Below are 1,385 nucleotides of genomic sequence, written 5' to 3' on the forward strand. Positions count from 1 at the left end.
TAAAAAAATAAAACAGCTGATAGATATAATCTTAATACCAATGTTAGGAGGATATGTTTCAAATGTCATATTAAACAGAATTGATAAGCTTGATATTTATGGTTGGTTTTCAGATAGAGATAGCCTCTTAGATATTGAAGGTGGAATTGCGCTGAATTTTTTTCACAATGCTTTACATGGTTTAATTGACAATAAAGACTTTCAATTTGCGACTTCTTTGGCAGATTGTACATTTGATATTTTTTACGACCAATTCATAAAAATACCAGATTATATTGCAGGTGCTTTGGCTGATTACAATTTAGAAAAAAATACTATTAGCAAAGAAAAATTCAACAAAGTTCTTACAGATTATATGGGAGATAATAATTTCAATAATCATGTTTTTCGACTTTTCTATGAAGATGAAAATTATAATTGCGTGAAAGTTGGTATTTTTAAAAATTAAGGCCAGCACCCAACAAGCCATCATAAAGTAGCCCTGGCATTGAGGGGATTTGGAAGCTTGACTCCCGCGCCAGCATTAGTGAAAACAAGAAAGCGAATATACCACACGCATCCAGTGCCACTTCATATGGCCGAACCGTTGGGCGCTATTTTCTCAGCGGTGAGCTTTTTGTTGGCGAGAAAAGTGATAATTCACAATTGCTAACGCACCTTTTCGGATTGATTTTTAAGTTGGATATCTATGGGAACTATTATTATGGACGCATGTAAGGATTTGAATTGGCAAACACTCAAATGAATTCAAGATAGACCTGATTTATATTGCCAACAAAAAATAAAATTAGCCTTTAAATAATCCAACGCGCGGACTGATTTACAAGACAGTTAATTTTAAAAAAAAGATGTCATTGGAAGATAAAAGATAGAGCATTTTTATAGGTTTCAGCGGTTAGACTGATTAATAAAACTTGTAATAAGAATACTAAATGCTCATATTTATCAAGATGCTTACTTGATGGTTAGACAGAGTTGATAAAAAGAGAAAACAAAGCCAACGCGCATGACTTCTAATGAAGAACAGAATTAATAATAGGAATTTAAAACTTTAAAGCCAAGCTAATTTTATTTACAGCTCGGATTAATTAATAATAACAAACATCGCCCAACAATGCATAATAAGTCATGTGGGGTTTTGTGATCCGCGAGAAGTGGTGCTTTCAATTTGTCCGCCCAATGCTTTTAAATCAACTTAAGAATTGTAATTTAGTCGTTTGAAAACCATTGGGCTTTGGTGAGGATAAGGAGAGGGCGACAATTTCAATCCCCACACGCCTCATATGCGAGACCGTTAGCCCTCATATGACGCAATATCGTAGTAGCTAATAAAGAAGCAGGTATTTGGCAGTTGGGAGAACCGCCTCAAGGCAATGGCGTAAAGA

1 protein-coding gene is annotated in these 1,385 nt (G+C 34.7%); it reads left to right on the forward strand.

The window, feature by feature from the left end:
* Positions 1 to 448: hypothetical protein (locus tag J1N10_RS20850; protein ID WP_262328662.1), on the forward strand; the 448-nt coding region annotated here is incomplete at its 5' end.
* Positions 449 to 1,385 lie beyond the last annotated feature (937 nt).

The organism is Carboxylicivirga litoralis (genome assembly GCF_025499605.1).
Taxonomy (GTDB): Bacteria; Bacteroidota; Bacteroidia; order Bacteroidales; family Marinilabiliaceae; genus Carboxylicivirga; species Carboxylicivirga litoralis.